The sequence below is a fragment of the Pontixanthobacter aestiaquae genome (assembly GCF_009827455.1).
GTDB classification, from domain to species: domain Bacteria; phylum Pseudomonadota; class Alphaproteobacteria; order Sphingomonadales; family Sphingomonadaceae; genus Pontixanthobacter; species Pontixanthobacter aestiaquae.
In genome coordinates, this window is record NZ_WTYZ01000001.1 from 242,034 (window position 1) to 266,496 (window position 24,463).

The window sequence follows — 24,463 nt, forward strand, 5'->3', positions numbered from 1 at the left end:
CATGCAGCAATTCGATATTATTGTCATTGGCGGCGGCAGCGCAGGCAGCGCGGCGGCGGGGCGTTTGGCCGAGGATGGAACCAAGCGCGTCTGTCTGCTCGAAGCGGGCGGTAAGAATGACAATGTCCTGGTTAAAACACCGGGCTTTATGCCGTTCCTGCTGAAGAATACGAACTACCGCTACGACACCGTTCCGCAAAAGGGATTGAATGGCCGGATCGGCTATCAACCGCGCGGGAAAGGGCTTGGTGGATCATCCGCAATCAACGCGATGGTCTATATTCGCGGCAACAAATGGGATTACGACAATTGGGCCGCGATGGGCTGTGACGGTTGGGCCTATGATGATGTCCTGCCCTATTTCAAACGCTCGGAAGGCAATGTGCGCGGCGCAGACGAGTTCCACGGCGGCGACGGCCCGCTTAGCGTTTCCGACCAAACTGCAGTCAACCCGACCAGCAAGGCATTCGTAAGCAGTGCAGAATCCTTGCAATTGCGGCGCAATGAAGATTTTAATGATGCCGAGCAGTCAGGCTTTGGCATCTACCAGGTGACCCAAAAGGACGGCGAACGCTGGTCTGCTGCGCGTGCCTATGTCGAACCGCTACGCGAGCGCGACAATCTGACGATCCTGACCGGCACTTTGGTCGAGAAACTGGTGGTGGAGAATGGCCGTGTAACTGGCGTCGCGATCAAACGCGGACGCAAGCGTGAGACAATTACTGCGACCGGCGGCGTGATCTTGTCGGCAGGCGCATTCAACTCGCCGCAGATCCTGATGCTGTCAGGCATCGGGCCTGCCGACCATCTGCGTGAGCTTGGTATCGATCTCGTGCTCGACAAACCATCGGTTGGCAGCAATCTGCAGGACCATATCGATTATGTGTCAAGCTGGGAAACCGAGTCCAAAGACCCCATCGGTGACAGTTTGGCCGGCACTTGGCGCATGGTGAAAGCCATGGTCGAGCACCGCCGTCACCGTACCGGCATTATGACCACGCCCTATGCCGAGGCAGGCGGTTTCTGGACAGTGATGCCCGATGCGCCCGCACCCGATATCCAATGGCACTTTGTACCGGCAATGCTGGAAGATCATGGGCGCGAGAAAGTGAAAGGCCACGGCTTCTCGCTCCACGCATGTGTCCTGCGCCCGGAAAGTCGGGGCACTGTTCGCCTGAATGCGAATGATGCAGCTGCCCCGCCGCGCCTTGATCCCAACTTCCTCGATGATGACCGCGACATAGCGGCCTTGCGGGCAGGAATCAGATTGTCGCACCGGATCGCAGAGACTTCGCCTTTGGCGGACTACAACCCAGTGGATCGCCATCCGGTTGATCTGAACGACGATGTGGCGCTCGACGCGCTGATCCGCAATCGCTCCGACACTGTCTATCACCCCGTCGGCACATGCCGCATGGGCGGTGACGAGGACAGTGTCGTCGATCCAACGCTGAAAGCGCGCGGTATCGAAGGCCTGTGGATTGCCGATGCCAGCATCATGCCCAAAATCGTCAGCGGAAACACCAATGCTCCGAGCATCATGATCGGTGAGCGCTGCGCGGATTTCGTGAAAGCTGCGCTGGGGTAGAGGCGTTTGTTTTGGCCCTCAGTTGACGGCATTTTTTGTTTGTTTAGCCTCAAGCGCCGGCACTCGCATTCGCTCGCTTAGGCTACCGCGCTAACCGCGCGTCGGGCAGTCGCCCTCTGGCTGCCGCGACCAAGAATGGGCGCTTATGCCTATGGCTTGGAATGGTTCGGTCAGCGACTAGCTGACCGCAAGCGCGACCGCGCGCCCGAGCTTATGCGAGGAAGCAAGCGAGGCGGATGCCTCGCGCCCGCAGGGTCTAAACAAATAACTCCCCAAAAAAAGGGCCGGAGCTTTGCAGCCCCGGCCCGTAAAGTGTTGTTCGCAGGAGGAACGTTGTGCGGCGGGAACGGGAGGGGAGAGAAAATCTCCCGATCCCGCCGTACCTGGGTGTTAGTTGTGGGCCATCAGTTGTAAGCGCGTTCGCCGTGTTCGCTGATGTCGAGACCATCGACTTCAACTTCTTCGGAGACACGCAGGCCAATGATTGTCTTGACGATCAAGCCAGCGATCAGGGTGCCGATACCGGCCCATGCTATTGTGACGAGAACGCCTTCCGTCTGGACCCAAAGTTGGGCGCCCAGAGCGGTCGAACCGTCTCCAGGGCCGCCCAGAAACGGCTGGTAAACTATGCCGGTGCCGATCGCGCCGACGATACCGCCAACGCCGTGGATGCCGAAAGCGTCAAGCGAGTCGTCGTAGCCGAATTTCGCTTTGAGCTTGGCAACTGCGAAGTAGCAGACAATCGACGACAGGATGCCGAGCAGGATCGCGCCGAATGGTCCGGAGTTACCGGCAGCCGGTGTGACTGCAACGAGGCCAGCAATAACGCCCGAGCAGAAGCCCAGCGCCGAGCCTTTGTGACCGGCCAGCTTCTCGATCACCATCCAGGTGAGCGCGCCAGCTGCAGTAGCAACGAAAGTGTTGATCATGGCAAGGCCAGCAAAGCCATCGGCTTCGAGCGCCGAACCGGCGTTGAAACCGAACCAGCCAACCCACAGCAGACCGGTACCAACCATAGTCAGTGTCATCGAGTGCGGTGGCATTGGCTCTGACGGATATCCGCGGCGTTTGCCGAGCAGATAGGCGAGCACCAGACCCGAGACACCAGCGTTGATGTGCACAACAGTGCCACCGGCAAAGTCAAGCGCGCCCGCTTTGAACAGCAGCCCGTCACCGGCCCAAACCATATGGGCAATCGGGAAATACACGATGGTCAGCCAGATCGGTACGAACATCATCACGGCGCTGAACTTCATCCGCTCAGCCGTAGCGCCCAGGATCAGTGCAGCGGTAATGGCTGCAAAGGTCATTTGGAAGCTGACGAAGACATATTCGCTGATCACTTCATCGGTGAACGTTGCAGCCGTCGTTTCCGCAGTCATACCGGAAAGGAAGTAGCTTCCGCCGCTAATGAAGTTGCCCAACATCCCTTCATAGCTGGTGGCACCGAATGCGAGAGAGAAACCCCACATTACCCAGACCAGCATCGCCAGACATGCAGTCGCGCCGATCTGTGTCATGGTGGAGAGCATGTTTTTCGAACGAGTCAGGCCGCCATAGAATAGCGTCAGACCCGGGATGATCATAAGCAACACCAGAACCGTTGCTGTCATCATCCAAGCGTTATTGCCGGGGTTGGCGACGGGCTTGGCCGCTTCGACAGCCTCTTGCGCCCAAACGGGAGTGGCGGCGGCGAGAGACGCACCAAACGCCACTGCTCCACCAGTAAATTTGCGGATCATGGAACTGTCCTTTGATTTGGAGAGGGTCATCATAGTGCCGTATCCCCCGTTTCACCGGTACGGATGCGCGTGGCATCGGCGAGGTCGAGCACGAAGATTTTGCCATCACCGATGGCTTCCGTGCTGGCGACATTTTTGATGGTTTCGACGACTTGCTCGGCAATATCGTCCCCGGCGGCAATCTCGAGCTTCACTTTGGGCAGCATATTCGTCGAGTATTCTGCACCGCGATAGATTTCTGTCTGGCCCTTTTGGCGGCCGAACCCTTTGACTTCGGAAACGGTCATTCCCGCGACGCCAATGGCGCCGAGCGCTTCGCGCACTTCGTCAAGCTTGAATGGTTTGATTATGGCTATGATGAATTTCATCGACGCCCCCTGCTAAAAATCCTGCCGGATGATCCCGACTTCGCACATGCAGCAAAAGCCGTGCCAGAATCGAAATATCCAGTCTGCAGAGGGGAAACGCGCGTAATAAAGCTGCGTTAGCCCATTGGAAGGCGCTTAATAATTAGGCGATGCCTGTAAATCGGGCAGTTCAAGTTCGGCGACGATGGGCAAATGGTCCGATGCCTGCGATGCGGTCGCGCTGTGGTGGACGTGCTGCTCGAGGCAGCCCCATTCATCCGAGGTAACAATCCGGTCCAATCGCGCAATCGGCTGGCGCGAGGGAAAGCTGCGCCCCGTATCCAGCACATGCCAGTGACGGCGGAATTCCTGCATTGCGCCGGTCTGGTTGCCCCATTGATTGAAATCGCCCATCAGCACGGTTGGACATCGAGGTTCGCAGGCATCCACATGACCGATGACCGCCTTGATCTGGTCGCGCCGCCTCAATCCGGACAGATCGAGATGCATTCCGACCACCCGGATACGCGCTCCGTCAATCTCAAGGTCACCGCGCGCTGCGCCTCGTGGCTCCAAAGTGGGTAAGTCAATTGGCTCGGCATCAAGCACTGTGAAAGTTCTGCGCACCAAAATGGCATTGCCGTGCCAGCCGATGCTTCGCGGCCGCTTGGCTACATCGAGTACCTTCCAGGGGCTGTCATCCAGCGCCGCGCGTTCCAGAACGCTGGCACGTTCGCCGACCCGGCGGTCCGCTTCCTGCAGCGCAATGATATCCGCATCCATCTCGCGTAGGACGGTGATAATCCGATCGGGATCACGCCGGCGATCGGTGCCGACCGCTTTATGGATGTTGTAGCTGGCGAATTTGAGACGCACGCGGCCCTAGTCTTCGCTCTCACCGGCAATGTAACGATCCGTTGGTCGGGCTGGCAGGCCATCGATGCTCGCCAATCGCGTGGACATCTTTGCCGCCCATTCGGAAGGGTTGGCCTGAGAATGCGCCTTCTTCAACGTCGGCCGCTCGGCCTCCATCTTCATAAAGGGCACACCCCAGCCGCAGCTCGTCTGGACACTTTCAACTGCGATATCGAAGATCTGGCGCGTGCCGGAAATAAGCGTGAAGTTCTCTGCCAGCGCATCCCATTCAGGATCTTTCGGCAAGACTGCCCGACCGGTCCCATAGATGCGCAAAATCAAGGCAGGCTGCTGGAAATTGCAGAACATGATCGTGATGCGCCCATCAGCATCGAGATGCGCGCTGGTCTCATTGCCCGATCCGCCAAGATCGAGATATCCGACCCGATCCGGCGCCAGAACACGAAACGCGTCGTACCCCTTGGGGCTGAGGTTGATCCGCGCGTCCGCAGCAGCGGTCGCAACGAAAAACATCGGCTGCGCATCGATCATCGCGATGTGCTTATCGTTCAGCGTATCAAAAAATTCTGCCATGCAGCAATGCTACGCCGCGAAGCACAGAATGTCACCGTTCCTTGGTGGCGGAGAAAGTCAGATCGGGATTCTTTTCTTCCTGATAGCCGACATCCCACGGCGATTTGGCCATAAAAACCAAATCGCCATCGCGGTCTTTCGCAAGATTCGCGCGGTTGAAGCTCTCGAATTGGTCGAGCAACTCCTGCGGTCCCTTCACCCAGCGCGCGGTTGCAAAGGGAGCCGCTTCCAGCGCGGCCTCGACCTTATATTCCGCTGAAAGGCGCGAGATCAGCACTTCCAACTGAAGCTGGCCAACCACACCGACAATATGCTGCGCACCGAGCTCGGGATAGAAGACCTGGATCACACCCTCTTCGGACAGATCGTCGAGCGCTTTACGAAGCTGTTTCGTCTTGGTCGGGTCCTTGAGTCGCACCCGCCGTAAAATCTCCGGCGCAAAATTCGGCAAGCCGGTGAAACGCAGCGTGTTGGTCTCGCTCAGCGTATCGCCGACGCGCAAAGTCCCATGGTTGGGAATGCCGATAATATCGCCCGCTTCGGCAGTGTCGGCAATCTCGCGGTCCTGCGCAAAGAACAGAATCGGCGAATGGATTGCGATGGGCTTGCCAAGGCCCGAAGGCGTCAGTTTCATCCCGCGCTTAAAAGTCCCCGAAACCTGCCGCATAAAGGCGATCCGGTCACGGTGGTTCGGGTCCATATTGGCCTGCACTTTAAAGATGAAGCCGGTGACTTCGTCGCGCTCGGGACTGATATGTTCATCGCCCGCAGGTTGAGGCCGAGGCGGCGGGGCATATTTGGCAATCGCCTCGATCAGTTCGGTCACGCCGAAGTTCTTGAGCGCCGATCCGAAATAGACCGGTGTCAGATCGCCGCTGCGATAAGCCTCAAGGTCAAATTCGGGATAGCCGATCTGGGCGAGCTCGGCATTCTCGGCAAACTGCTCTGGCAGCACCGCATTCGCATCGCGCTTGCCGAGGAATTCCTTCGACGGTCCTTCAGGCCGCGCAATCGAGCCTGTTGCGTAATCCAGAATACCCTCGAACTCGCCGCCCATACCTACAGGAAACATTTGCGGGCTGACATCGAGCGCCAGCATATCGGCGATCTCATCAAGCAGCTCGAATACCGGGCGGCCTTCACGGTCGACTTTATTCACAAAAGTGATGATCGGCACCGAGCGCAACCGGCACACCTCGAACAGTTTGCGCGTTTGCGGCTCGATACCTTTCGCGGCATCGATCACCATGATCGCGGAATCGACAGCGGTCAGCGTGCGGTAAGTATCTTCCGAGAAATCCTCGTGCCCCGGCGTGTCGAGCAGATTGAAAGTTACGTCCCCCAAATCGTCAAAGGCACGTTCGAACGTCATCACCGAAGACGTCACTGAAATGCCGCGCTGCTGCTCGATCTTCATCCAGTCGGATCGCGCCCGCCGCGCCGCTCCGCGCGCCTTCACTTCACCCGCAAGATGGATCGCCCCGCCTTGCAGCAACAGCTTCTCGGTTAGCGTGGTCTTACCAGCATCGGGGTGCGAAATAATCGCAAAGGTACGGCGGGAATTGGTGGACATCGGCTTAGCCCCGAAGCTCCGCGCCCAACTTGCCGGCCGCCGCCACGACCTTGTCCGAAATCGCTTTCAGATCGTCATCTTTGTAGCTTTTCTCGCCGGGCTGAAGTGTCACTTCGACGGCAAGCGATTTCTTGCCTTCCGGGACGCCCTGGCCGCGGAAATCATCAAAGATCCGCGCTGCGACAATATTCGCCTTGTCCGCGCCTTTGATCACGCGCAGCAGATCACCCGCCGGCACATCGTCTGATATGAGAAACGCGAAGTCTCGCAGCACCGACTGCAACACTGGCGGCGCGTAGTGGGTCCGCGCGAACCCGGCATTCTTCTTGGCTGGAATGGCATCGAGATGAATTCCGCCCACCACAACCGGCATATCCACATCGAACGCCTTGAGCAGCGAAGGATGAACTGTACCGAAACTCGCAATCTGGTTTTTGGGGCCAAGCCGCAGAGTGGCCGATTGGCCGGGGTGATAGATGGTGCTTGCTCCATCATCCACGCCCATCACCATCAATTTGTCGACTGGCGCGCCAGCCGCTTCGAGAAGCGACAGACACACTGCCTTGGCATCAAACGCATCGAACGCTTCTGCCTTGCCCTTTTGCCATGAACGCTCAGACCGTTCGCCCGCCAGAACAAAGGCGAGCGACGGATGCTCGCCATCTGCGAGATAGCGCCGCCCGATTTCGAATAGCCGTAGCGAAGTTGCTCCGCGGTCAGCGTTGCGGCGAACCGCTGATAGCAAACCGGGCAACAATGATGGCCGCATGACTTTCATGTCTTCACTGATCGGATTGTCGAGTATCCAACGCCCACCGCCAACCGCGTCAGCCTCGGCTTGCGAAACAAACGACCATGTGATCGCTTCATTGAGCCCGCACGCGGCAGCCGCCCGGCGGACGCGGCGTTCCAGCTTTTGCTCGGGTGAAGCGGTTGGCACCGCAACGCCTTCGGCGCGCGGCAAGGCTACGCTTTCAATATCGTCGATCCCGTAGATCCGGACGATCTCTTCAACGAGGTCGGCTGGTCCTTCGACATCGTGACGGCGCAGCGGAGCAGTCACACTCCACGGCGTCGATGCCGCATCCAAACCAAAGTCGAGTGATTCAAGAATGCGTTGCTGTTCGGCTGGATCGACCGACACACCGCCGAGGCGCTCGGTCAATGCCGGGTCGAATGGCACAACTTTGGCATTCGAAGGTGCAGCGCCAGCGCGCACCGGTTCGCTGGCTTCGCCTCCAGCCAGCTCGACGATCAAGCCTGTGAGCAGGTCGAGACCGTCATCCAGAAATTCCGGATCGACACCGCGCTCGAAGCGAGTGCGCGCGTCGGAAGCAAGGCCCAATTTCCGGCCAGTTGCCCCAATGCGATCCGGATCGAAATAGGCGATTTCAAGCAGCACGTCCGTCGTGCTTTCGGAACAACCGGAATCCTCGCCACCCATGATGCCCGCAATGTCATGCACGCCGTCATCATCGGCGATAACCGTCATACTGCTGTCGAGCGTATATGTGTTTTCATTGAGCGCCAGAACTTGTTCGCCATCCTTGGCGCGGCGAGCGACAACCGCGCCGGTCAATTTGGACAGATCGTAAGCGTGCGCCGGACGGCCAAACGCCAGCATCAGATAGTTGGTCAGATCGACCAGCAGCGAGATCGGACGCTGACCGGCGCTTTGCAAGCGTTGCTGCAACCAGTCCGGCGAAGCGCCATTGGTCACGCCTTTGATCACACGGCCATAGAATGCGGGGCACCCCTCTGGATCGTCCGTGCGGATTTCAACGGGACACGCACCCGACGCTGTGAAAGCAGGCATTGCGATCGGCTTCAGAGTGCCCATCCCGGCTGCCACCAGATCGCGCGCTATGCCGTACACGCCCATGCAATCAGGGCGGTTTGGCGTAATCGCTACGTCGAATATTGGTGAAGAACCGTGATAGTCGGCAAAACTGTGCCCGACCGGCGCATCGTCCGGCAATTCGATAATGCCGTCATGCTCGTCGCCCAGCTCAAGCTCGCGGACAGAGCACATCATGCCGTTGCTTTCCACTCCGCGAATGGCCGATTTGCGCAGCTCCATACCGTTGGACGGCACAACCGCGCCTGGCTGGCCGAGCACGCCCATCATGCCCGCTCGCGCGTTGGGCGCGCCGCACACGACTTGCAGAGGATCGCCTTTACCCGTGTCGACGGTCAGGACCTGCAGTTTGTCAGCATCCGGGTGCTTGTCTGCGGTCAGAACCTTGGCGACAGTGAAGCCTTCCAACCGTTCGGCCGGGTCTTCGATGCCTTCAACTTCAAGCCCGATGCGATTCATCGCCGCCGCAAGATCGGCAACGCTCGCCTCTGTTTCGAGGTGGTCTTTGAGCCATGTCAGGGAGAACTTCATGCGCTCGCTCCTACACCGGCTGACAGGGTCGGCTGATCGAACGGGCTGAATCCGTAATGCTGCAACCAGCGGATATCGCCGTCGAAAAACGCGCGGAGATCATCCATCCCGTATTTTAGCATGGCGAGCCGGTCGACGCCCACGCCGAAGGCAAAACCTTGCCATTCGTCAGGGTCAAGCCCGGCGAATTCGATAACACGGCGATTGACCATGCCGCTGCCAAGCAGTTCCATCCACGCATGGCCCGGCGCATCGCCCGACCCGCCCAAAACACGGCGGCCCTTTACGACTTCGAAGCCGACATCAACTTCAACCGACGGCTCGGTGAAAGGGAAGTAGGAAGGACGCAGGCGCAGCACGATATCGTCGCGCTCGAAGAAAGCTTTGAGGAAGGTTTCCAGCGTCCATTTCAGATGGCCGAGGTGAATATCCTTATCGATCACCAGACCTTCGACCTGATGGAACATCGGCGTATGCGTCGCGTCGCTATCGCTGCGATAGACACGGCCCGGGGCGATAATCCGCACCGGCGCGCCTTCGTTGACCATCGTGCGGATTTGTACCGGCGACGTATGCGTGCGCAGCAGCATTCGCCGCCCGTCATCATCGTGATCGGGGAAGTAGAATGTGTCGTGCATTGCCCGAGCCGGATGGCTTTCGGGCATATTGAGCGCCGTGAAATTATGCCAATCGTTCTCGATCTCTGGCCCGGTTTTCACTGCGAAACCGAGATCGGCGAAAATTTCTGCCAGCTCGTCCATCACCTGACTGACAGGGTGAACGGTGCCGCGCGGCATTTCCGGCGCAGGCAGCGACAAGTCGAGCGTTTCGGTTGCGAGCCGCTTATCCAGCTCCGCATCATCAAGCGCTTGTTTCCGGGCGGCAATCGCATCGGCAATTTCTGCACGTGTCTGCTGAATGGCAGGTGCTTTTTCGGTTCGCTCTTCGGGCGTCATTTTGCCAAGCGTTTTGAGTAGCTGGCTAACCCAGCCCTGCTTGCCCAAAGCCTCTACGCGCAGCGCCTCAACCGCATCGGCATTGTCCGCCGAAGCAATTGCCGTCAGAGTATCATTTTTACGTGTTTGCAAATCGTCCATAGCGCAGGCGCGCTAGCGGCTATTTACGCATAAGGCAAAGCCACAGTGTAAGCCGGACGCCGATATTATTCAGGCTCATCCAGAGTTTGCACCGCAGAACCATGCGCGCGCATCCTCTCGCGCATGAAGCCCGCGATCACCGGGTGGTCCATCGCCGAATATTCGGACGGGGACATGCCGAGGAAATCCTGACAATCGCGCACAAAATGCGACTGGTCGAAATAAAGCGAATCAATCGCCCCGATCCACCCCATTGAGGGGTCGAGCATAAATTCGGCCAAGCTGCGCATAAAGCGCTGCCTGCGCAGCAATATTTTGGGCGAGAAACCGAAATGCTTTCGGCACAGCCGCTCCAGCGTGCGCTGGTTCAAATCGCAGCGCTCTGCCATCACCGACACATGCGGCAATTCAGGCTCCATCAGAGCTTGATGAATGATTTGTATCCGGGGGTCTTCCTTGCCAAACCGCGCACATCCTTCGCGAAAAAACTCCTCGATATGGGCTAGCTCTTGCTCTTCCGTTTGACCGGGCTCCAACAATTTGTCTGCCAGCGCCACAAAATGATGAAACGCCGGTTCCTTGCGCGCATCGAAAACTGTATTTGCATACTTGTCTGCTGGCTGGCCAAAGAATGTTGCCCAACCCAGAGGCAGGAAGCCGACACCCCACATGCGGGTGGAACGGTTCGAAAAATACAGCGGAAGGCTGCTGGGGCCAGTGACCATCACATCTGCGTTGGACACCGGCTCACTATCACCAATCCGGCAATGCGGGCGCGCGCCTGCCATTATCCGCAAACCGGCCCATTCAGGGTGCAATGCGTCTTCGACAATTTCGTCATTTTCGGTTTTGAAATCTACACAATAGAACGTGGTAAAAAACCGCCCCAGATCAATGGATGGTTCGTGAAACCTAACGTTGACCAAGCCATCTTCTGGCACCTTCGCCCCTCAAAGTGTCGATTCTGTCCAAGTGGTTTCTAAGGGCGCACTCACAAAAGGAAAGCCAATTATCCACTCTCGCCTGGATCATGTAGGCCCTGCATGGTCTGACCAGCCGCCTCGGCGCGCGCCCGCACTGCGGCCATCAAAATAGGATGTGGCAACTCGCGATACTGGTTGGGCGTCATCGACATGAAGCGTTTGAAGTCGCGCACAAAATGCGCCTGGTCATGATATTGGTAATCGAGCGTACTGAGCCAGCTCAGCGAAGGGTCCAGCATGAATCGCGAAAGGCTCCGCAGGAACCGCTGTCTGCGCAGAAGCAATTTGGGCGTGAAGCCAAACGCTTTGTGAGAGAACCGCTCCAACGTTCGCGCAGACATACCCGACAGCTCGGCCAGCTTCGCAACAGTCGATACGGACGCATCGACCAGTGCCGAGTGCACTCTGGTAACTTCGTCCTCGTCGTCCAATGGCTTGTCGGCCAATTGCAGCATATGGGCATTTATCCGTGCTACTTCTGCATCAATGTCCGGCGTTGCGGCAAACAAGGTTTCCGCCAGTGGCACAAAATTCCCAAAGGCTGGATCGGAGAAGGTCTCTGTAATGGTATCGGCAAATTGTTTTGCCGGTGCATCAATGAATTTCAGCCAGCCGAGGGGCAGCAGGCCGATGCCCCAGATACGTCCCCGGCTGAGCGAAAATTGTGTGGCTACACTGGTCGGGCCGACGGCAATGCAATGCGGCATCGGGCGGAGCGGCGCGGCACCGATAGCGGCGTGCAAATCATCGTTCGAACCGAAACGTAAATTGCCCCATTCGGGATGCAGGTAATCGACCAGACGCTGGCCACCAGCAGGCGTCACCTCCATCAGATAATAGGTGGTGATGTATTGGCATAGCTCTGCGGAAGGTAGGAAAAACCGCAGGCGAACACCCGGTTCTCCTTCGCTTTCCGTGCCCATAGATAATGCGCTCCCCTCCACGTCGCGTTTTTACAACATGATCGACAGCGATTTGTTTACGCTACATTTTTCGCACCGCAAGAGTGTTCGCGCAAAATTCAATCTGTGTCTGTCGGAACCGCGACCCTCCGGCAGATATGACAAGGGCGCAGATGGCCAAGCCAGCTGCGCCCTTTTTCGTTGGCTGGAAGTGCCGTCCCGCTTATGCGGGGAGAGCTTTCTTCGCCTGTTCGATGATGCTCTTGAAAGCAGCGCCTTCATTCATCGCCAGATCGGCCATAACTTTACGGTCGAGCTCGATACCGGCGAGCTTAACGCCATGCATGAACTGCGAATATGTAAGGCCTTCGGCGCGAACTGCGGCGTTAATGCGCTGAATCCATAATGCGCGGAAATTGCGCTTCTTAACTTTACGGTCGCGGTATGCGTATTGGCCGGCCTTTTCAACGGCTTGGCGCGCGACGCGGATGGTGTTTTTACGACGACCGCGATAGCCCTTGGCTTGATCAAGTAGTCGCTTGTGCTTCTGGCGTGTGGTCACGCCGCGTTTAATGCGAGGCATATCTTAACTCCTGAATTGTGTGATGAGCTGCGGGGCTTAACTAAGCCCGTAAGGAGCCCATTTCTTGATCGTCTTCGCATCAGCGTCAGAGATCACAGAGGTGCCACGGTTCTGGCGGATATACTTCGCATTGTGATGCGTCAGGCGGTGACGTTTGCCAGCCACACCGTGCTTCACTTTGCCGTTTGCGGTGATTTTGAAGCGTTTCTTCACACCACTTTTGGTCTTCAGCTTGGGCATTTTCATCTCCTAAAAGGAATCGGTTCTGAGACACGTTCAACCAGCCCTGGCAGCCCTAACGGCCAGACCGGCAGATGAATCACGTGTCGGTGAAGGACGCGCAATTAGTCGATACGGATGGAATTGCAAGAAAAAAGGACTGTGAGCGGGACCGCAGGTAATGCGGCCCCACTCACAAAAGAAGCACATCAGGCGTTAGAAACGGACCCCGAGGCCGACGCCTGCATGGCGGCGTTGAAAGTTGAGACCAAAAATCTCGCCATTATCGGCATAGCCGAATTCAACACGGGCATAAGCATTTTCGCCGAGGCCATTCTCGTAGCCGACAGCGAACCCTACACCTGAACCGGATTCCGATGCTTGAAGGCCCAACACATCTGCTTCGAGTTTTAGGCGTGAATACCCGATTTTCCCGTAAAGCTGGCCACTGTCATTCAGCGCGTAGCCAATATGCAGACCAACTGTCCAGCTACCCCATCGCCTCCAACACATCGTCCAGCCGCGCGGGATCGCCGAGCGCCAGCACGTCAGCGCCATCTTTACCCGCGCTTTCGATGTCCAGCGGATTGCCTTGCCAGTCGGACATTGTGCCGCCAGCGCCCTCCACCACCGGGACAAGCGCAGCATAGTCGTAAATTTGCAGGCCGGATTCGCAAATTATGTCGAGATGGCCCGAAGCGAGCAGGCCGTAATTGTAGCAGTCGCCGCCATAGACAATCATGCCTTGGCGCTCATTGCCGCCCACGGCTCCGGCCACTTTCATATAGGCATCGGCTTGCTCCGCACCGAAATAATGCGGGCTGCTGGTTGCCAATTTGGCCTCGTCGAGCGCGCGGCACGAGGTGGTGCGAACGGGTAGGCCGTTGAGCGTGGTGCCGCCACCGATCTGGCCCACCCAGCGCTCGCCCGAAATTGGCTGATCGATCACGCCGAGCACTGGCCAGCCATCCTGCATCAGCGCAATCAGCGTTCCGAAAATCGGGCGTCCGGCCATAAAACTGATTGTGCCGTCGATCGGGTCGAGCACCCATTGCCGTCCGGCATGTTCATTGCGTGTACCATATTCCTCGCCGATGATCCCGTCATCGCTACGCTCTCTTTCAAGGATCGCACGCATGGCTGCCTCCGCAGCGCGATCCACTTCGGTTACGGGGCTGCGGTCTGCCTTGCGTTCCTGCGCAAATTCGCTGCGAAACGCGGGGCGAATGACCGCACCAGCCGCATCGGCCAACCGGCCTGCCAACATAAGGTCTTGTTTGATATCCATCGCAGTCTCTTCGCGGCGCGAACTGTGCCGGTCAAGTGTATCGAATTCAGGGGAAGGGGTTGCCAAACCCGTCAGGAATCATAAAGCAACGCGGCGGCAGTTGTATAAATGCGACATCATTGTGAAAGCGAGTATGTCGCTGATCATTCAGGGGCGAAATAATGGGCGACAAAGGCCCGGATGAGAAATCGAAATCCCAACTTATTCCAGAGACCGGCGCGACCAAGGATGGTGTCCCGCTATCGTTCAATCGCGCGCCCGCCCCTGATCTGGAACCGTGGCTGGGCCGGATCATGGTTGCGGTTGCGGCTGCCCCCGATGACAGTGTCGGCGATGGTTTGCTATGCAACGATGCCGGGTATGTGCGGACCGCTATCGGCGTTGACTGGACCGTCGAGACGGCGGACGGAACGCTTGAAATTCGTGATGAAACCTTTGTGTGCGGACAGCATTCCAAAGCTATGCCGCTGCGTTTCAAAGGCGGCATCAAGGTCGCAGGCTTTATGCTCCGTCCGGGCGCGATGCGGGCATTGTGGGGCGCAGATGACGGCAAACTGATCGACCGCATCAAACCGATGGAATTCGTCGGCCTGGCTGACGAAGAGATTACCAGCCTCCACATACCCGGAATTTCTCCCGAGGACTGGCTGCTCGCTATCGAGGATTGGCTGCGCCTGACAATCGCCCGCAAGGGCCTGGCCCCACCTGAGGACCTTTCGCAGCGGTTCGAAGTTGCCAGCTTTGCTGACCCCAATCAATCGATCACCGATTTCGCTGATGAGAACAATGTGACCGCACGCACTTTGCAGCGCGTTATCAAGCGTGATTTTGGCCTCACCCCCAAACAGGTGATGCGCCGGGCACGGACGCTGGATCTGGCGGCGCGTCTGTGTGGTGTGGCCGATGAGAACGAGGAGGAAGATATCTACCTCCGTTTCTTCGATCAATCGCATCAGATCCGCGAATTTATTGCGTTCTTCGGGATGACGCCGAAGCAGTTTATGAAAGACCGCCAAGGTTTGCTGACGCTGAGCCTTGAAATCCGTCAGGCGCGCCGGCTCGAACTGCTCAACCGCGTCGATCCAGACGCCGTCCGCCCATGGATGCACGATCCGCTACTTCCGGCAGCGGGCGAAATGCCGGTCAGCCACAGATAAAGCGTCAGTCGAACAAAGAACTGACCGAACTTTCATCGGCAATCCGGCTCACCGCTTCGCCGATCAGTGGTGCCATCGCGAGGATACGGATGCGCTTGGCGTCTTTGGCCGCGTCGGATGGCAGAATCGTGTCGGAGATCACCAGTTCGGTAAGCGCGGATTCCTCGACGCGGGCGACTGCCCCGCCGGATAAAACACCATGTGTGATATAGGCGGCCACGCTGCTCGCGCCCATGTCGAGCAGAGCCTGTGCTGCGTTGCATAGGGTGCCGCCCGAATCGACTATGTCGTCGATCAGGATGCAGTGCCGCCCTTTGACTTCACCGATAATGTTCATCACTTCGGACTCGCCCGGGCGATCGCGGCGTTTATCGACGATGGCCAGCGGCGCATTGTCGAGCCGTTTGGCGAGCGCCCGCGCGCGGACAACACCGCCAACATCGGGCGATACAACCATCAAATCTTGATCGCCATAGCGCGCCTGAATATCCGCAGCCATTACCGGCGCGGCGTAGAGATTGTCGGTCGGGATATCGAAGAAGCCCTGAATCTGGCCGGCATGCAGATCAACCGACAGCACGCGGTCTGCGCCCGCTTCGGTAATCAGATTGGCAACCAGTTTAGCTGAGATCGGAGTACGAGGCCCCGGCTTCCGGTCCTGACGCGCATATCCGAAATACGGTACAACCGCCGTGATCCGGCGCGCTGAAGCTCGGCGCAATGCGTCGATGCAGATCAGCAGTTCCATCAAATTGTCATTCGCCGGAAAGCTGGTCGATTGCAGAACGAATACATCCTCGCCGCGGACATTCTCGTGAATCTCGACGAAAATCTCTTCATCGGCAAACCGCCGCACACTGACATCGCAAAGCGGCATTTCGAGATAGGCAGCAACAGCCCGGGCCAGAGGGAGGTTGGAATTGGCGGCCATGATTTTCATGCGAAGAGTCCCCGATGCGAGAGCAATAGCGATTAGACTAGCTGTTTGGCGCGCGGCGATTCGCGCAGTGCAGACTTAGCCAGACCATTGGTCTTGCAACAGAGGCCATGCGGCCTTTTCCCAATCCTGAGTAACGCGGCCGGCTAACTAGCCAATACGGTGCTCGCGCCTGATCCAGCGCACGCTCTGATTTGCCGTGCGCTAAACCTTGTACGGGCGAATACGTAGGCACTTATTAGAAGTTAGCCAATACGGTGCTCGCCCCTGATCCAGCGCACTGTGCCGGAGCTGGCGCGCATGACTACGCTTTCGGTGGTCATGGTGCCATTGCGGCGGCGCTTAACGCCGTCGAGCAGCGAGCCGCTGGTCACGCCGGTTGCGGCGAAAATGCAGTCTCCGCTGGCAAGATCATCGAGCGTATAGATGCGGTCCAAATCCTCGATGCCCCATTTGCGTGCACGGGCCTTTTCGTCATCGTTGCGGAACACCAAGCGGCCGTTGAACTGACCGCCAACGCAGCGCAGCGCCGCTGCGGCCAGCACACCTTCCGGCGCGCCGCCCTGGCCCATATACAAGTCGATAGTGGTGTCCTCATCAGTCACTGCGATCACGCCGGCGACATCGCCATCGGGAATCAAATGGATGCCGCAGCCCAGTCCGCGCAGTTCCTCAATGATGGCGCTGTGGCGCGGGCGGTCGAGCACGCAGACGATAATGTCGCCCGGGGCCACGCCTTTGGCTTCGGCCACGGCCGTGACATTTTCGGTCACGCTTTTTTCCAGACTTATAATGCCTTCGGGATAGCCCGGGCCAACCGCGAGCTTGTCCATATACGTGTCGGGCGCGTTGAGCAGGCAGCCTGATTCGGCAGCCGCAAGAACCGCGAGCGAGTTCGGCCCGGCCTTGGCGGTAATGGTCGTGCCTTCCAGCGGATCGAGCGCAATGTCGATCTTTGGCCCCTTACCGGGCGCGCCGCCGACTTTCTCGCCGATATAGAGCATCGGCGCTTCGTCACGCTCACCTTCACCGATAACGACGGTACCATCCATATAGAGCTCGTCGAATGCGCGGCGCATGGCTTCCACTGCCGCAGCATCGGCTGCTTTTTCGTCACCGCGACCTATCAACTTCGAAGCAGCAATTGCAGCAGCTTCGGTCACCCGAACCATTTCGAGCACAAGAACCCGATCGAGGGTCCTGCTTGCCGACACTTTGGCCGAAACTTTGGGCGGTACTTCAGGCTTGTTCATGATGAATTCAGTCCATTTGGCGTGGTTGTGAAATGCGTGCTTGGCTTACGATTGAGCGCTTAGACAGGGAGTGTTGCATTGTCGAGAAGCGCGCTGCGAATGGGAGCGATGGGATTGGCTATGCTGTGGCTGGCGAGTTCTTTTCCCGCAACGGCGCAAAATGCACCTTCGCTAACTGCTGAAGAAGCGGCCGAGAATGCAAAAGCAGCCTATGGTCCCCCGCCGCCAAAGCCGAAATGCGACCCGCAGGAAGGCGATGAGATCGTGGTCTGTGCCGAAGAGCAGGACCAGTCGCAGTTTCGGGTAAAGTCGAGCAGCGAACTCGATCCGACATCCGAAGAAGCCATCAAGGACGGGCTGCCGCGTGCGCCCGATGTCGGCGGGCCGGGGATCTTCAAAGGGCCTGCAACGGTCGGCGGCCTGTGCTTAATCCCTCCCTGCCCGAAAGAAGCAGCGCTGATCATCGATGTCACGGCTCTGCCCGAAGCACCTCCGGGATCGGATGCGGATCGAATATCGCGCGGGCTGCCGCCGCTCGGACAAAACGAAGCGCCCGAGGGTAGCCTGGCCAATCCGGTTACGGAGAGTCCCGACAAGCCTGAAAAAGCCCTCGAGCCAACAGATGGCCAGCTGCGGCTTACTCTTCCAGAATCTTCATCACCAGCGGTGGAGCCGTCAGACTTGCCGAACCGCTGAGCAGCGCAACCGCGGCGTCAACGCAGCGCTCCGGCCCGTCGTGAGTCACCATAGCAACCAGTACTTCGCCGCCATCATTGGCCCGACCCTGTTGGATCAAGCTCTCGATCGAGACATTAGCATCGCGCATTGCAGCGGTGATTTCAGCCAGCACGCCAGGGCGGTCGGTCACGGTAAAGCGTAAATAGGTTTGGCCGGTGCGTTCGCCCGATTCGGCGGGTTCCATTGCGATGAGCTCGCTGGTCGGGACCGAGAACGGGTTCCCCGCCTCTCCGCGTGCAATATCGATAAGGTCCGCAACAACCGCGCTGGCAGTCGGACCATCGCCTGCGCCAGCACCCTGGAACAGCAGACGACCGGAGAAATTTCCTTCTGCAACAACCGCATTGGTGGCCCCGGTCACATGCGCCAAGGGATGGCCCTTGGGTACAAGACACGGCTTGACCTGCTGCAACAAGGCAGGCGCACCCGACTCGATTTCCGCCACATCGGCCCACCCGATCAAGCGGATGACATAACCCAGCACATCGGCCTGCGCGATATCGGCAGCACGAACGCGGGAGATCCCTTCGCAAGCCACCGCGTCAAAATCGACCTTCGCGCCAAAGCTGATTGCGGCAAGGATCGACAGCTTGTGCGCGGCGTCGACGCCTTCAATGTCGAAGGTCGGGTCAGCCTCGGCATAACCAAGGGCCTGCGCGTCCTTGAGCGTAGTCGCGAAATCCGCGCCGCTCGCTTCCATAGTCGAGAGGATGTAATTCGCAGTGCCGTTCAAAATACCATAGATCTGCTCGATCGCATTGGCTGCTGCACCCTCGCGAAGGCCCTTCACCACCGGAATACCGCCAGCGACGGCGGCCTCGAATTTCAGCGCAGTGCCATGTGCTTCGGATGCGTGGGCCAATGCCAGGCCATGATGCGCGATCATCGCCTTGTTTGCCGTCACAAAATGCTTGTTGGCAGCAATGGCATTGCGCGCCAGCGTCAATGCCGGACCATCCGACCCGCCCACCAGTTCTACCACCACATCCACATCATCGCGCGCGGCCATCGCGGTCATATCCTCTTCCCACGCATAGGGAGACAGATCGACGCCGCGATCCAAAGTCCGGTCGCGCGCGCTGACCGAAACGATTTCCAGCGGGCGCCCCGCTCTGGTGGTGACAAGATCCCGATTGGCCTGGAGCAAGCGGATTACGCCGATACCGACAGTGCCCAATCCGGCCAGTGCGATTCTCAGTGGTGCTGACAAAATTATCGTCCTTAGGCGTTTAGAAGAGCAGCGCGCGCGCTGTCAGGAATGGGTAAAGATTGGCCGGTTTCAAGCGCAACATGCACATTGACGAGCTCTATCTCGGCCCGCAAATCATCGCTGCCATCAGGCTGCACACCGTGCAGCTCAATGCGGGTAGTCATGCTGGAATTGCCGATTCTGGTCGTCCAGGCACGGCCTTCGATCTCTTCGTCGGCGCGGATCGGCTTGCGGAAATTGACGTCTGCATGGGCGACGTGAAATTCAAGCGCGTCTTCGCCAAACATCCGCAGCTGCCGGGCGCGCCAATATTCGGTAACAACCAGATCGGCATATTCGAGATAGCGTGCGTTGAAAACGACGCCTTGCGGGTCGAGTTCGGCATAGCGGACGCGGAAACGGTGGCGGAAGGGTTCGCTCATGGCCGCCCAATAGACCGGGCGGGCGGCAACATGGAACCACTTATTCTAGGCCGCGCCTTAGCTGCGCCTTAGTCAAGATTGCGCGGGCAAGGCCCCAATTGCTGCAAAACGAATCGATAATCCATATCGGCCTGACGGCGCGAGGCAGGATCGGCCGACAAATAGGATGCCGAAGGCAACCGGCCGGGCAAGAAGCACGCAAGACGGTACCAATCCAGCGTGTTCATTTGCGGGGGACGCGCTGCCTGATCGACAATGTCGGACCATGAGACACCCCAAACGGACTCCTGATCCGGGCGGCGAATCACCGTCACTGACACCGGACCATCATTGTCAGTCGACAGGAAAAGCTGCGTTTCCGATTCGCCGGCCAAATTGCCCGGTATCGACAGAACATCGCGGATCCCGGTGATCTCAGGTGCGGCATCCTGCGCTACCAGTTCCGCCAAAACGCTGCGCAGTCGGGTCTCGAGAGGCGCGCTCCACAGCAGCTGCGATGTTTCGGTGATAAGCTGGATTTCTCCCGGTCGGCCAGCTGCAGGGCGCGCAAATAGCAACACCGTCTGCTTCTTCAACTTCGGCGCTTTACCTTTCGAATCGCGCGGTACGTCGACCAGATAGCGTAGCGATTCGCCGACCGCTGCACGGCCGGTCAGCAAGCTGTCGGTCTGCGCCTCTATATAGAGTCTGGCGTACCCAGGGCGCAGGCCCGGGGCACGCTCCGGCTTGAGCTCTGCCTGCTTGCGAATCTGTGCCCGCAAAACGATTTCGGAGGCATCCGCAAGGTCAACAAGATCGGCATATGTGATTTGATCAGAAACAATATTATCCTGCGCCGCCAGCGCGGAAACAGGCAGTGCAACTGATATTGCCAAACCAAAGACGGAGAGCAGGCTTAAGATTTTATCGCTTTTCATCAATTGCTTACTCTGCAAAACATCTGAATCTGAACCAATGCGTGATCGGACAGTTAGTATCACAAGCTGTGAATCTGCGGTTAACCTATAAAGCGTTTGCTTGGTCTCCGCATCATAGCTAAGGGTCGAAACTAGTTGTGGTAACGATAACAAAAACAGCCGCAGCGGACCCGGACCGGGTCTTCGGGGATCCGGTGGTCAATAGCCATCTCTCCCGAAATCCGGGAAGGGTGGACAAGCAGGATAACACTCTGGCAGATAAGTGCGCTGTCAAAGGGATGAACTGCCGGATTAGCGTCCGGCGTTAGATGATGGAGTGATGCTACTGAATGGCCTACGCTGACCAACAGATGAGCAGTAATAGAATTATTGCCCTGATCATCGTGGCGTTGATTCATATCGGTGTCGGATATGTGCTCGTGACTGGACTCGCCTATGAGGCAATCCAGAAAGCGGTTGAGCGCGTAACGACCGTCGATGTTGAGGAGCCTGAAGAACCAGAACCTGAGGAAGAGCCACCACCGCCACCCGAAGAGGTGCCGGAAACCGTTCCTCCACCGTTTGTTCCGGAGCCACTGGTTCCGTTGAACCAGGACGCGCCCAAGCAGGAAACTCCAAAAGAGATTCCACCTGACACCGGTGTGTCGCGGCAGGCAAACAAAACATGCCCCGATGGAAGCGTTGTCGCTGAGACCGCAACCTGCGGACCAGCAACCAAGCGCTGTCCTGATGGCACGGTCGTACCGGTGAATGCGGGCTGCCCCGAACCGAAGGAGCGCTTCACACCGAAAGATCCGGCTCCCCGGAATAATCGTGGAAGCTGGGTTACGAACGACGACTACCGGAACAGCTGGATTAACCGTGACTATTCAGGGACAGTCTCGTTCCGTCTTACTGTGGGGACTAATGGTCGCGCCAGCTCTTGCTCGGTGACCGGCGGTACCGCGCCCCAGGCTCTGAAAGATGCGACATGTCGTCTTGTCGAGCGGCGGGCTCGGTTTAACCCGGCAACCAATGGTGATGGTAAAGAAGTAGCAGGCAGCTACACCAGCACCGTACGATGGCAGATTCCCGAATAACAGGATCGGCCGCCCGGATCGCGGGTGGCCAATTCTGAACTTGATTTAAATTATGCTTCTTCTGAGAGGAAACTCGCAATGATTACTCAACTACTTGCAGCTGCAGCCGAAGGGGCCGCACCTAAGAACCAGTTCGGCTTCTGGGAAGCCATGAACCAAGGCGGCGCAATCGCGTGGTCGATCTTTGGCGTTCTCGTCATCATGTCAGTCGGTTCATTCTACATCCTGATCACCAAGCTCCTCGAGCAGCAAAAGGTCATGAAGCAATATAACGATGTCCGGGCCAATTTCTGGCGCGCGGGTTCGCTGAAAGAAGGCGCTACCAAGCTGGAAAAGAACAGCGCATGGCGTCAGCTGGTTGACGATGCCCTTATGGCAGAAGACCAGCACGGCAAGATGACGGACAGCCTCGAAGCCCATGATTGGCTGCACGGCACTCTGGCCCGTTCGGAATCAGCTATCAATGCGAAGCTCGCGGGCGGGCTGCCGTTCCTGGCTTCGGTTGGCGCGACATCGCCCTTCGTCGGTCTGCTCGGTACGGTTATCGGTATTTACCGCGCGCTGATCAACATCGGTCTCGCTGGTTCGGCATCGATCGACAAAGTGGCCGGCCCGGTTGGTGAGGCTCTGATTATGACCGCGATTGGTCTTCTCGTGGCTGTTCCTGCTGTTCTGGCCTACAACTGGCTTTCGGCTCGTAACAAGCGGATCGCGGGTATGCTCAGCGGTTTCTCGACCGACATCCTCGCCAATATCAACTCGAATGGCGCAGTTAAGCCAACAGTCGTTCCGGCTAAAGCTCCTGCTAAGCCAGCAGCTCCAAAGCCGGCAACTACCGCTGGCGGCGTCAAGCCAAAAGCCTGATCGGGCGTATCTTGGGCGGGTCCGCTGTCATGGCGGCCCGCTCATCCCGAACCCGAATTGAAACTAAATCAGGATAGGAATTAGCAATGGCTATTTCGATGGGCGGCGATGAAGAGAAGCCGATGTCAGACATTAACACCACGCCGCTCGTCGACGTGATGTTGGTTCTTCTGATCATCTTTCTTATCGCAGTTCCCGTGGCGATCCAGACGATCGACAAGCTCGAGATTCCAATCATGGAAACTGTGGAGTCGAAAGACAAGGTTGAAAACCTTCTGCTGACTGTGAGTACTACAGACGCATCAGGCCGCAGTGCCGGTGATCCGGGCTTCGAAGGTGCTTCACGCGAAGGTGAATGCCGCGTCTATTTCAACAACACGACTCCGGTAGATTCGAAAGAGTTGTTCGACCAAGCATTTGAGCGTCTCGATACGATCGTCGAACGTGCTGGTGGCCCCGAAATGATCATGCAGGATCCTGAATTGATCCCGCAGGTTCACATTCGCGGCGATATCAATGCACCATGGCGCTGTGTTGCTGGAACAATCTACAACGTCCAAGTGGCGGGTTATCCCACCGTTGGCTTCATTTCCAATCCGGTTGATCCGAACGGCTAAGGCTGTCGGACCACCGGACGGAACGAAACGAATTCAGGAGTAAGACACCATGGGTATTTCAGCTGGAAGTGATGATGGCGAACCGATGATGGACATGAACACGACGCCGCTTATCGACGTCATGCTCGTGCTTCTCATCATGTTCATTATCACAATCCCGGTCGCGACCCACTCGGTCGATATCGATCTGCCGGTTCCGGACAACAGTCCGCCACCACCAGATCAGATTGATCCGATCAAGAACAAGATTGTTCTTTCGCAAACGGGCGACATCATTTGGAATGGCACAGTCATTAGCGAAGCAGAACTGGTTCGCAATCTGGAAATCACGAAGGGTATCACCCCGATTCCAGAGCTCCAGTTCGAGCCAGAGCCTTATGCGAGCTACGAACTGTCAGCCCGCACGTTGCAGCTGATCAAGTCGACAGAAGTGACCAAATTCGGCTTCGTCGGTAACGAAAAATACCGCGAATTCGGCAAGTAAATCGAGCTTTATGCGATACCCAAAAGGGGGCGAAGCAATTCGCCCCCTTTTTTGTGCGCGCTGTCATTTCAGAGCATGCGACCGCGGCATCGGAGGTCCTCCTCTCACCATAGATTTGCAATCCCTAGACATCTCGGTATGTTATGACATACCATAACGGGAGATACGACTATGGGACAAGCAACTGCACCCGCTGCCGGCCAGCCAATGGGCGATCTCAATACGACGCCGCTAATTGATGTGATGCTGGTCCTGCTGGTGATGTTCATCATCACTATCCCGGTCGCGACCCACTCCATCGAAGTCGATCTGCCACTACCATGCGGTACTGATTGCCCCGACCTTCCCACGCCTGACGCGGTCAAGAACAAGATCGTTCTCGACGACCAGAACCAAATCCTGTGGAATGGTACTGCCGTCACAGAACAGCAAATGGCCGCGCTGCTGATCCAGACGACTCAGATGGATGTCGAGCCTGAGCTGCAATTCGAACCAACCGCCAATGCTAGCTATGCCCTTGCCGCGCGGACACTGGACACGATCAAATCGGTCGGCGTCAGCAAGTTCGGCTTCGTGGGCAATGAGCGCTACCGCCAGTTTGCTTCGGCAGAAGAAGACAGCTGAC

At 57.8% G+C, this 24,463-nt stretch carries 26 protein-coding genes; 8 read left to right on the forward strand and 18 right to left on the reverse strand.

Features of this window, described 5'->3' with window-relative positions; translation table 11 throughout:
• Window position 1: 1 nt before the first annotated feature.
• Window positions 2-1,588 (forward strand): GMC family oxidoreductase, encoded by a 1,587-nt coding sequence (locus tag GRI35_RS01065; RefSeq protein ID WP_160612310.1) that lies wholly within the window; start codon window positions 2-4, stop codon window positions 1,586-1,588.
• Window positions 1,589-1,992: 404 nt separating this feature from the next.
• Here GRI35_RS01065 and GRI35_RS01070 read toward each other — a convergent pair whose 3' ends face one another.
• From GRI35_RS01070 to GRI35_RS01130, 13 genes are all read right to left on the reverse strand, one after another.
• The gene (locus GRI35_RS01070; RefSeq protein ID WP_160612311.1) at window positions 1,993-3,330 is read right to left on the reverse strand and encodes an ammonium transporter; all 1,338 of its coding nucleotides are present in this window, start codon (window positions 3,328-3,330) and stop codon (window positions 1,993-1,995) included.
• A 29-nt stretch (window positions 3,331-3,359) separates the two neighbouring features.
• Window positions 3,360-3,698, reverse strand: a complete 339-nt coding sequence (locus tag GRI35_RS01075; RefSeq protein ID WP_160612312.1) for a P-II family nitrogen regulator — start codon at window positions 3,696-3,698, stop codon at window positions 3,360-3,362.
• A 135-nt stretch (window positions 3,699-3,833) separates the two neighbouring features.
• On the reverse strand, window positions 3,834-4,553 hold the full coding sequence (locus GRI35_RS01080; protein WP_160612313.1) for an endonuclease/exonuclease/phosphatase family protein: 720 nt from the start codon (window positions 4,551-4,553) through the stop codon (window positions 3,834-3,836).
• 6 nt (window positions 4,554-4,559) lie between these two features.
• Window positions 4,560-5,126, reverse strand: a complete 567-nt coding sequence (locus tag GRI35_RS01085; protein ID WP_160612314.1) for a pyridoxamine 5'-phosphate oxidase family protein — start codon at window positions 5,124-5,126, stop codon at window positions 4,560-4,562.
• A 31-nt stretch (window positions 5,127-5,157) separates the two neighbouring features.
• Window positions 5,158-6,699, reverse strand: a complete 1,542-nt coding sequence (locus tag GRI35_RS01090; protein WP_160612315.1) for a peptide chain release factor 3 — start codon at window positions 6,697-6,699, stop codon at window positions 5,158-5,160.
• A 4-nt stretch (window positions 6,700-6,703) separates the two neighbouring features.
• Window positions 6,704-9,088: a phenylalanine--tRNA ligase subunit beta gene (pheT, locus tag GRI35_RS01095; RefSeq protein ID WP_160612316.1), complete on the reverse strand. Its 2,385-nt coding sequence runs from the start codon at window positions 9,086-9,088 to the stop codon at window positions 6,704-6,706.
• A complete protein-coding gene (pheS, locus tag GRI35_RS01100; protein ID WP_160612317.1) occupies window positions 9,085-10,185 on the reverse strand; it encodes a phenylalanine--tRNA ligase subunit alpha in 1,101 nt (366 codons plus the stop codon). Before pheS ends, pheT begins: the two co-directional genes overlap by 4 nt.
• Before the next feature lie 65 nt (window positions 10,186-10,250).
• Window positions 10,251-11,126 carry an AraC family transcriptional regulator gene (locus GRI35_RS13975; protein ID WP_160612318.1) on the reverse strand — a complete coding sequence of 292 codons (876 nt, stop codon included), beginning with the start codon at window positions 11,124-11,126 and terminating at the stop codon, window positions 10,251-10,253.
• Window positions 11,127-11,194: 68 nt separating this feature from the next.
• A complete protein-coding gene (locus tag GRI35_RS01110; RefSeq protein WP_160612319.1) occupies window positions 11,195-12,091 on the reverse strand; it encodes a helix-turn-helix domain-containing protein in 897 nt (298 codons plus the stop codon).
• Window positions 12,092-12,293: 202 nt separating this feature from the next.
• A complete protein-coding gene (gene rplT / locus GRI35_RS01115; RefSeq protein WP_160612320.1) occupies window positions 12,294-12,653 on the reverse strand; it encodes a 50S ribosomal protein L20 in 360 nt (119 codons plus the stop codon).
• A gap of 36 nt (window positions 12,654-12,689) precedes the next feature.
• The gene (gene rpmI, locus GRI35_RS01120) at window positions 12,690-12,893 is read right to left on the reverse strand and encodes a 50S ribosomal protein L35 (protein ID WP_160612321.1); all 204 of its coding nucleotides are present in this window, start codon (window positions 12,891-12,893) and stop codon (window positions 12,690-12,692) included.
• Window positions 12,894-13,088: 195 nt separating this feature from the next.
• Complete coding sequence (locus tag GRI35_RS14010) at window positions 13,089-13,430, reverse strand: outer membrane beta-barrel protein (protein WP_407985035.1); 342 nt, start codon at window positions 13,428-13,430, stop codon at window positions 13,089-13,091.
• Window positions 13,363-14,160, reverse strand: coding sequence for an inositol monophosphatase family protein (locus GRI35_RS01130; RefSeq protein ID WP_160612323.1), 798 nt, complete (start codon window positions 14,158-14,160; stop codon window positions 13,363-13,365). Before GRI35_RS01130 ends, GRI35_RS14010 begins: the two co-directional genes overlap by 68 nt.
• Window positions 14,161-14,321: 161 nt before the next feature.
• Here GRI35_RS01130 and GRI35_RS01135 point away from each other — a divergent pair, with 161 nt between their 5' ends.
• The gene (locus tag GRI35_RS01135) at window positions 14,322-15,317 is read left to right on the forward strand and encodes a helix-turn-helix domain-containing protein (RefSeq protein ID WP_160612324.1); all 996 of its coding nucleotides are present in this window, start codon (window positions 14,322-14,324) and stop codon (window positions 15,315-15,317) included.
• Between the two features lie 4 nt (window positions 15,318-15,321).
• On the opposite strand, the gene GRI35_RS01140 is transcribed toward GRI35_RS01135, so the two are convergent.
• The gene (locus GRI35_RS01140) at window positions 15,322-16,257 is read right to left on the reverse strand and encodes a ribose-phosphate pyrophosphokinase (RefSeq protein ID WP_160612325.1); all 936 of its coding nucleotides are present in this window, start codon (window positions 16,255-16,257) and stop codon (window positions 15,322-15,324) included.
• 242 nt (window positions 16,258-16,499) lie between these two features.
• A complete protein-coding gene (glpX, locus tag GRI35_RS01145; protein WP_160612326.1) occupies window positions 16,500-17,507 on the reverse strand; it encodes a class II fructose-bisphosphatase in 1,008 nt (335 codons plus the stop codon).
• A 78-nt stretch (window positions 17,508-17,585) separates the two neighbouring features.
• Between glpX and GRI35_RS01150 the strand changes: the two genes are divergently transcribed.
• Window positions 17,586-18,203 carry a hypothetical protein gene (locus GRI35_RS01150; RefSeq protein WP_160612327.1) on the forward strand — a complete coding sequence of 206 codons (618 nt, stop codon included), beginning with the start codon at window positions 17,586-17,588 and terminating at the stop codon, window positions 18,201-18,203.
• Here GRI35_RS01150 and GRI35_RS01155 read toward each other — a convergent pair.
• The 3 genes from GRI35_RS01155 to GRI35_RS01165 all read right to left on the reverse strand — a co-directional run bounded on the left by GRI35_RS01155 (window position 18,145) and on the right by GRI35_RS01165 (window position 20,794).
• Complete coding sequence (locus GRI35_RS01155) at window positions 18,145-19,455, reverse strand: homoserine dehydrogenase (protein WP_160612328.1); 1,311 nt, start codon at window positions 19,453-19,455, stop codon at window positions 18,145-18,147. The genes GRI35_RS01150 and GRI35_RS01155 overlap by 59 nt on opposite strands.
• Window positions 19,456-19,466: 11 nt before the next feature.
• Complete coding sequence (locus GRI35_RS01160) at window positions 19,467-19,877, reverse strand: acyl-CoA thioesterase (protein ID WP_160612329.1); 411 nt, start codon at window positions 19,875-19,877, stop codon at window positions 19,467-19,469.
• Between the two features lie 68 nt (window positions 19,878-19,945).
• The gene (locus tag GRI35_RS01165) at window positions 19,946-20,794 is read right to left on the reverse strand and encodes a hypothetical protein (protein WP_160612330.1); all 849 of its coding nucleotides are present in this window, start codon (window positions 20,792-20,794) and stop codon (window positions 19,946-19,948) included.
• 350 nt (window positions 20,795-21,144) lie between these two features.
• Here GRI35_RS01165 and GRI35_RS01170 point away from each other — a divergent pair, with 350 nt between their 5' ends.
• The 5 genes from GRI35_RS01170 (at window position 21,145) to GRI35_RS01190 (ending at window position 24,462) form a co-directional block, all read left to right on the forward strand.
• Window positions 21,145-21,873 carry an energy transducer TonB gene (locus tag GRI35_RS01170; protein WP_160612331.1) on the forward strand — a complete coding sequence of 243 codons (729 nt, stop codon included), beginning with the start codon at window positions 21,145-21,147 and terminating at the stop codon, window positions 21,871-21,873.
• Between the two features lie 78 nt (window positions 21,874-21,951).
• Window positions 21,952-22,737, forward strand: coding sequence for a MotA/TolQ/ExbB proton channel family protein (locus GRI35_RS01175; RefSeq protein ID WP_160612332.1), 786 nt, complete (start codon window positions 21,952-21,954; stop codon window positions 22,735-22,737).
• 86 nt (window positions 22,738-22,823) lie between these two features.
• Window positions 22,824-23,354 carry an ExbD/TolR family protein gene (locus GRI35_RS01180; protein ID WP_202390473.1) on the forward strand — a complete coding sequence of 177 codons (531 nt, stop codon included), beginning with the start codon at window positions 22,824-22,826 and terminating at the stop codon, window positions 23,352-23,354.
• Between the two features lie 49 nt (window positions 23,355-23,403).
• A complete protein-coding gene (locus GRI35_RS01185; RefSeq protein ID WP_160612333.1) occupies window positions 23,404-23,838 on the forward strand; it encodes an ExbD/TolR family protein in 435 nt (144 codons plus the stop codon).
• 171 nt (window positions 23,839-24,009) lie between these two features.
• Window positions 24,010-24,462 (forward strand): ExbD/TolR family protein, encoded by a 453-nt coding sequence (locus tag GRI35_RS01190; RefSeq protein ID WP_160612334.1) that lies wholly within the window; start codon window positions 24,010-24,012, stop codon window positions 24,460-24,462.
• Window position 24,463 lies beyond the last annotated feature (1 nt).